This is a genomic window from Dubosiella muris (assembly GCF_004793885.1).
Lineage (GTDB): Bacteria > Bacillota_I > Bacilli_A > Erysipelotrichales > Erysipelotrichaceae > Dubosiella > Dubosiella muris.
This window is the reverse complement of the sequence record NZ_SRYG01000043.1, coordinates 1-7,607: the sequence shown is the minus strand read 5'-3', so window position 1 is coordinate 7,607 and position 7,607 is coordinate 1. Positions and strand designations below refer to the sequence as shown.

The 7,607-nt window shown below is 40.5% G+C and carries 6 protein-coding genes; 2 read left to right on the top strand and 4 right to left on the bottom strand.

What is annotated here, in order from left to right; translation table 11 throughout:
• From E5336_RS12140 to E5336_RS12125, 4 genes are all read right to left on the bottom strand, one after another.
• On the bottom strand, window positions 1-1,389 hold a 1,389-nt coding region (locus tag E5336_RS12140; RefSeq protein WP_135981369.1), incomplete at its 3' end, for an isopeptide-forming domain-containing fimbrial protein.
• A 168-nt stretch (window positions 1,390-1,557) separates the two neighbouring features.
• Window positions 1,558-4,347, bottom strand: coding sequence for a SpaA isopeptide-forming pilin-related protein (locus E5336_RS12135; RefSeq protein WP_135981370.1), 2,790 nt, complete (start codon window positions 4,345-4,347; stop codon window positions 1,558-1,560).
• A gap of 13 nt (window positions 4,348-4,360) precedes the next feature.
• The gene (lepB, locus tag E5336_RS12130) at window positions 4,361-4,954 is read right to left on the bottom strand and encodes a signal peptidase I (protein ID WP_135981368.1); all 594 of its coding nucleotides are present in this window, start codon (window positions 4,952-4,954) and stop codon (window positions 4,361-4,363) included.
• A 14-nt stretch (window positions 4,955-4,968) separates the two neighbouring features.
• Window positions 4,969-5,877, bottom strand: a complete 909-nt coding sequence (locus tag E5336_RS12125) for an AP2/ERF family transcription factor (protein ID WP_135981367.1) — start codon at window positions 5,875-5,877, stop codon at window positions 4,969-4,971.
• A 743-nt stretch (window positions 5,878-6,620) separates the two neighbouring features.
• Between E5336_RS12125 and E5336_RS12480 the strand changes: the two genes are divergently transcribed.
• Both E5336_RS12480 and E5336_RS12115 read left to right on the top strand, forming a co-directional pair.
• Window positions 6,621-6,800, top strand: coding sequence for a hypothetical protein (locus tag E5336_RS12480; RefSeq protein WP_168353671.1), 180 nt, complete (start codon window positions 6,621-6,623; stop codon window positions 6,798-6,800).
• Window positions 6,801-7,195: 395 nt separating this feature from the next.
• On the top strand, window positions 7,196-7,607 hold a 412-nt coding region (locus E5336_RS12115), incomplete at its 3' end, for a hypothetical protein (protein WP_277820870.1).

Here is a 7,607-nt window from a genome sequence, read left to right as displayed (position 1 = left end):
AGCTACGTAGAGCATCGTCGTACCCATACCACCTGTGGATGGGAGTTGAGCACCCGTTGTATTCACTACAGTAGTTTCTTCTGTTAAATCAGCTTCAATAATATTTCCCGCATTATCTTTTCCCACTGTAATCGTGATAGGTTGATCTGCAGTCAATGTATTATAGCCTGCTGGAGTTGTTTTCTCATGAAGTAAATAACTACCAGCTTTTAAGCCAACAAATTGAACTTGGGCTTTTCCCTCTGTAACTTCGGTAATATATTCAGTTGCCTCTTCAATATTATCGACCCAATTAACAGTTTTACCATCTTCACTTAATTGATAATATTTACCTTTGTTTTCATCATTGTCATTGTTATTGATCAATACAAATCCAGCACCTGCTAATGGTTTTCCACTGTTGGCATCATCAATTTTCTTATTTACTACAATCTTAGCTGTATAAACTTTTACCACTTTATCTGGCGTTTTGTTTGGCTGTTGATTTGGATCGTTTGTGTACTCAAGACTTGCTTTATTTGTTTCTACATCCGCTACTGCTTTTTCATTAACTGTTGCGTTATATTTAATCGTTAGAGTTTGTAATTTATATTGTTGCAAAGACTTCATATCAAAAGTTAATTTAAAGCCATTACCTACTTTTTGAGAACTATATCCCGTGATGATCTTGGTTCCTCCAACAAATACTTCGATACTGTCAAAATTAAAAGTCAATCCATCTGACATAGAGTCGCTAACATTATATGTATAGTTTTCAAAGCCATCTGTTACAGGAATATTTGCTGTAATAACGTAGTTAACCGTATCACCGATTGCAACATTTTCTGTTTGCCCCTCATCTAAATTTTTTTCAAATGGGACATCGTTTTTATCTTGAATATCTGCAGATGGATCAGTTGTTGTTAAATTGCAAAGAGATCCCGTTGTACTACTTACAAAATAATAACCTAATGGAAGGTTTTCAGCTTTGACTGTTCCATTTGTTTGTGCTATCAATTGAGTTCCAGTTTTTCCTGTTAACTTTGTTTTCAAGAATGCAGAAAATTTAGAAGGATTGAACGTCTTATCATCAATAGTAATTTTAAATTCTTTGGAATTTGTAGTCGCTGTAAGTACTAACCCTGAATTTTCTTTTGCGCTATATTCTTGGACATCGTTATACCAAGCATCGTCACTACTAATCGTATAAGCATAAGATGATTTATCGCTGGTATAGGTTGTAGAAAAAAATTTATATGCAGTATACGTTTGTCCTTCTCTAGGATTTTCAATTGTAATTGATCCATTAGAAGGAGTATCGCCATCCGCCGCTTTCACATTCGCCGCCGTCAATCCGACAACCATCATGAACGCCGCAAAGATAGATAAAAGTTTCTTTAAAGATTTCATAATTTATGTTTTCCTTTCTTATCTTTAAATCTTTTTGTTCCATGTCAGCTAGGAAAAAAGATCTTTTTCCTTCCTTCACTTTCTTCCCATACAAACCGTTAAAGAATCGTATATATCACGAATACAACCCCTCTAAAGAGGTCTAGGATCAGAGGCTCCCCTTACTTGTTACTTTCCTCCTTTCCCAGTCTTGTTTCTTTTCGACCTCTTTTTGTATCCGTACATTAAGCTGGATGCAGCTATGATTGCTCCTCCGCTGAATGTAAATAATTGAGTACCGGCTCCTCCGGTGTTTGGTAGGGATTGGCCTGCTGTATTTCCAACAACAATATCAACACCTTGCTGATTAACCGTTATTTTAAAGTTATCGTCATTTATTTCTTGACCGTTACTTCCGACTACTTTGTAGCCTACATTTTCCACAAATATAACTTTAAAAACCAAAGGCTCTGTCATCGTGATGTATCCTGCTGGAGGCGTCGTTTCGACAAGCTGATATAATTGCCCAATTTCTATTTTTAATTCAGCAACTCCTCCCGTTGAATTTTTAATTTCTGTTGGTCGACCATTCTCATCTGTCTTAAAAGTTAAATAGTCTTCAAAAGTGGATGCATTGGTACTATTAGCTTTCTTTAAAGCAAATTTAGCATTTGCTAATCCAGTTGGATTCCCTGCATCCATCTGGTCTTTTACTGTTTTCAGTAAAGAAAAGTTGATTGTGTCTTTTTTGTAATGGTTTTCAATCAGGATGCCAGAAATATTGCCTTTGATTTCATATCCTGCATTAAGCATTACTTTATTCCACTTACTGCCTCCCTTATCAGAAAATTTTATTTTTTCTGTTCCACCGGTCCAATTCATACTTGCAATATTGGTTCCCGTAGAATCTTGAACATCAAATGTTACATTATTTTTCCATTGTTCTTCAGGAATACTATAAAATTGGATTTGATTTTTTTGAGTAATGTTTACACCATGATCCTTAGCCTCAATTATTTTCTGGCTAATCACATTCTGTACCGATTTCCCTAATTCAGATTTTGATACAACAATGACATAATCTTTACCAGATTGAACAAGTATAGCTAATTTTCCTTCAGATAAATCCCATTCCTTATTAGCATTCGGAGTATCCCATTTAAACCCAGTTAAATTAATTTCTGGATCTTTCAAAGTAACATCAGGTACTTTGATTTGCCCATCAATATTATTAATAGAAATTGGCTCTCCATTTATACGCACTTCAGCAAGCGTATACCCTTTTGCTTCTAATCCAGACTCGGAAACACTATAAGTTCCACCCTCTAAGGGGGCTGTTCTCCAAATCCAATTTCCAGTTATACCCTCAGTAGTTGAATTAATTTTATTCGCTTCGTTTAATATAAAGGTTTGATCTGCTACCTCTACCTTAAAATCAGGTAAAACTGATTCTGGATTCTCCAACCCATAAAACTGCTTCTCGACTTGAATATGAGAGGTTGGAGTTAATGTTTCTCCTTTTACATTTGACGTATTAGCAAATACCACACTCAAACTATCAAGGGAAAAGATATGTGAATCAATGTAGCCTTCCCTGTCTTCCTCTTGAATGGTTTGATCGACTTCTTCTGGTACTTTCTCTCCATCTTCCAACTCTTTGATGTGGGTGATTTCGGTTGTTTTGGTGTCGAGCCAGAAGTTTTGCTCACTGTCTTTGAATGTCAAAATAATTTGGATTGGTTTCTCCGGTTCGATTTCTTTTCCGTTCTTCTCGTTCATAAAATAAATATCCCAAGCAAATTCGTTTTCACTTTCCACTTTATTAATTAAAGATTTAGCCTCCTGAAACTCTTCGGATTGTGGATCCAGTTTTTTAACTTGTAGGATTACATGTTTATTTTTGAATGTGTCCTTGTCGGTCAAAACGCGAATGAAAGTGTCTTCATCTTCCCAAGTGTACTCGATCTTTTCTTCGCTTTCGGTTCCAGCCAATGGCGCATCAAACTCCTCGATCGTAATGACGTCGTTTAAGAAGCCCTGGATTTTATCTCCCTTGATGACGATTTCCTTGACTTCGCCCTCCACATCGCCTGCGATGGCTTTCACTTCTTTTTGATCTCTATTTATTGTTGTGACAATTCCTGTTTCTAATTCATCTTTTTCATTCTGGAAGAAAACAACATTGCCTTCTTCGACCTTTTCCCAATCTCTGGATTGGTCTTTTGCCGTCTTGGTGTTCCACTTGTCCACGTCTTTGTCATAGCCCATTTGGACGTTGGCGTATTTCAAAACGTAGCCAGTAAAGTAGTTGTTCCAGTCACCATACTGGTCTTCATAGAGATGACCGTACCTTGTGTAGTAGTGCTCTTTTTCTTCTTCGTCGATTTCGAAGTTGTTTTTGTTTTCCTTAGTTCCCAGCTCGTTTTTGGCGACGGTCAGGATCCTTGTTTTGGCGTCCTCTTCGCTTGCTAGTTCTTTATACGCTTCATCCCAATCGGCTGGATCTTCCACGTCTTCTTTGTTGGACTCACAAATTCTTGTGTGCTCATGCTCTTCCTTGCCGCATTGAAGCTCTTCGCTCTTGTAGCACTCGTCTGTATGCGTGTGACCCTCGCTTGCTTTTGCCTCTTCTTGCTGGCAAATCAAATGATCGGAACGAATCCATTCATAACATTCGTCGCTATGAAGGTGTTCGTCGTTTTCTTCCAATTCACAAAGAAGGTTTTCTGTTTTTACGAGCTCGTAGCACGTTTCATCGTGCACATGACCTTCGTTTGGTTCTCCCTCTTCTTTTCCACAAAGCGGGGTTTGCGACCGATAGCAAGCTTCGGTGTGAACATGCGCTTCCTTGCCGCAATACGTTTCCTTGCTCATCGTCACGGCTGGCAATATCAGGGCGTAGGTCGTGCAAAAGACGACGATACCGCTTAGAATCGACACGACCCGTTTCCAGGATCTTTTTTTCTTATTTTCCTTCATAACCGTTTCCTTTCTAGATTCCTCCCATTTCGTTCAACGGCCAAACTTTCATGTTCAGCTTTCCTACAATCATTTCCTCGGCGACAGGTCCGATGGCTCTCGTTCTGGAATCGAGCGATACGCTGCGATGGTCGCCCATGACGAACCAGCGCTTTTCGGGTACCTGATACGGATACTCGAGATCGGTTTCGCCCAGCGCCTTTTCTTTGACATAAGGCTCGTTGAGCTCTTCGCCATTGACGAACACGTTGCCGTCGTCGTCGATATACACCCAGTCGCCTGGCCCGGCGATGACGCGTTTGACAAGAATTTTATTGTTGTAGTAGAACGCCACCACGTCGCCCGTGTTAAAGCTGCTTCCTTTGGATGTGAGAACGATATCGCCCGCCTTTAAAGTGGGGGTCATGCTCGTTCCATAAATCCGGAGGACTGGCAGCCATAAAGTCGCGACCAGAATGGCGATTGCAGAAACGACGATGAGCACGCCCACCATACTGCGCAATGTTGAACGATAGTTTTTATGATGTCGAAGACGGTCACGTTCCTTCTCGAGCAATTCGAGCGGTGGAACCGTCCGTTCCTTGTTTTGATTCCCTTTTTGCTTCATATCTCATCCCTTGTTTAATTTGTTGTCAGCTCAAAATCCTCGGGACCGCTCCCTTCCACAAGCACGTGGAGAGGATGGCTTTTTCCCCATGCCGGATCTTCGTTCGCTTTCTTTTTCCATTGTTCGAAACAGGCGACGAATCCGTCGTGAAGCAGTCCTTCCGCTTTCTTTCGAACCCGAATCGCTTCTTCTTTCGTTTCAAACGAGCCTAAATAATATTTCACTTTCTGAAAATTGATTTGGGCGATCCACTTTCCTTTTTGTTTTCGCACGCCCGTGCATCCGCTCGAGTTGTCTTTCCGTACCGTTTTGGAACGCAGCACCTCGACACAAGTGTGGTCGATATAGTGCATGTACGATCCTGGCCCTTCCTTTTCAGTTTGCAAACAGCCGCAGCTTTGCGTATTTCCGCTTGTCAGCAAATTGGCAGCCACTTCCGTTTCGTTGCCACAATCGCACCGGCAAGTCCAGACGACGCTGCCATGATCGCGACGATCCGTTGGATGGATCGCTGTTAGTTTGCCAAAACGCTTTCCCTTTAAATCGACTTGCGCGCCCTTTCGCTCGCAGCCACAGCTTCGTGTCGGATTTTTTCCAGTCAAGTGATTCGTCGCCACCAAAATGACGTTGCCGCATTCGCATTGGCATTTCCACAAATAGCAAGATCCTTTCTTTTGATCGAGCCGGTTCAGCACGGTCAGCTTGCCGATCTTCTTTCCCTTCAAGTCTTTTGTGTTTTTATACTTTCTTGAACATCCGCAACTCTTCACGAGTTCACGCCGGATCTTGTACCCTTCCAGTAAAATGGTCTTTCCGCAATCGCACCGGCAAGCCCATAGCGTGTTTCCCCGCTTTTTCTCTTCCGTCTTTCGAATGACGGTTAGACTTCCAAAGCGATGGCCGGTCCAATCTTCTTTACGCATTGTCATCACCTCGCCCTTTCAAGCCAGTGATGGAATCTCTGTCGTTTTCGCAGAGTTCTATACTCTGTGAAACTCTTTCTCCATTTCCTTTAGGAAAAACGTTTTTTCCGCTTTTCCAAATGTTTGACTCGAATTTTGACGGCTTAAACTTTTTTAATGATTAATTGTGTTTTTTTGACAGAATTCGTTATTGGCACAAAAAAATAAATCATTCGCTTCATTTTTCCAGAAAACCATGGTTCCATTTTCTTTCCAAACCATTCGTTTTGTGATTTTTTTTTTGAAAAAGAGAGAAGAAAACAAGCGAGAAAGGAATGCAATCCTTTTTAAAGTTTGTAGATTTTGACTCGAATTTTGACGGCTTATAAATCGAAAAAGAGAAATAATACGGTAAAACAGTCAGTATATCTTGATAATTCACCAAAATTTCTTTCTATTTCTATAACATTTTGTGAGAATCGGGTTTATTTTATGGAAGTTTTTGTGCTAAAATATGTTCGCTTAGTATAGAACTCTGCGAAAAAAAACATTGTGTTGACGCGCAATGTTTTTTTCATGTTTGTCGTGAAGATAATGTATTAGACGTAGTTCTTTCAAGGTGTATTTTGAATTTGATTTTGCAGAATTGAATTGTTATAATCTGGAAGAAACGTTTCAAACCAATTCATCTATTTATTTTTTTATTCCATTTAGATGGTTTTTCAAATAATTTTATCCACCCAACGAAAGGAAACCAACTTTTCATGCCCAACAAAGATTTATGTGAAAAAGATCTTTTGCGTGTTCCGGCTGTATTCGCTTCCTTGGTGAATCTCCTCCTTTTTGACAACAAAAACGTTATTCAGCCCGAACAAATTCGCTATCTTGATTTCTCTGCGCACTTTTTTTCAATCGTCGCCTTCATCCGCTTTATCATGATGTAGGGGCAATCGTTCTTGGTTCGAAACACAACCTCCCTTTTCTTTTTTGTTTCGAAAACCAGACACATTCGGATTGGTTGATGCCGGTTCGGATCTTCTGCTATATGGCAGCCGTGTTTTTGTGGCAGATTCGCCAAATTCGCGCGACGCGCAAAAACAAGGATCCCGACTTTCCATTGGAGTGCCTCATCCCTTGCGTTATTTTTACCCTTCATTACGGTCCTTATGTTTGGAAACCAAAGTCTTTTCGACAGTTGTTTCGATACGACGCCTATCCATACTTGCAACCCTTCCTGAGTGATTATAAAATAAACATAGAAAATATCGCTTGTTGGGATCGTGGAAAGATCGCGTCGATCCATAGCGACTTTCGCTTTGTCGCGGATTACTGTAGACAAATGCGAGAAAGTGGCGGAAAGACATACGACCCGCCCACGGAGTGGTCGATGGAAAACGTAGAAGAAACGCTGATGACGCTGGCCGCCTTTTCGAAAGATGGCGACTTGAAGAAAGCGCTCTACCAATTTATTGAACAGTTTAAATTTTATGAACAGAAAGGAGTTGTTACGATGTCCAGTGTAATCGCCCATATTGAAGAACGCGGAAGAAGAGAAGGCATTTTGGAAGCAAAAAAACAGTTTATGGCGGAAAAGAAGATCTGGGATCTGGAAAAGAAATCCTGGAACCAGGAGAAGAAGTCCTGGAGCCAGGAAAAGAAAGATTTAACGCAGGAAAGCGGCGAAATGCTGTCCACCCTTGTCATTCTCGCCCAGAAAACAATGATCGAGCTTGGATGCAGCGCCCAAAACG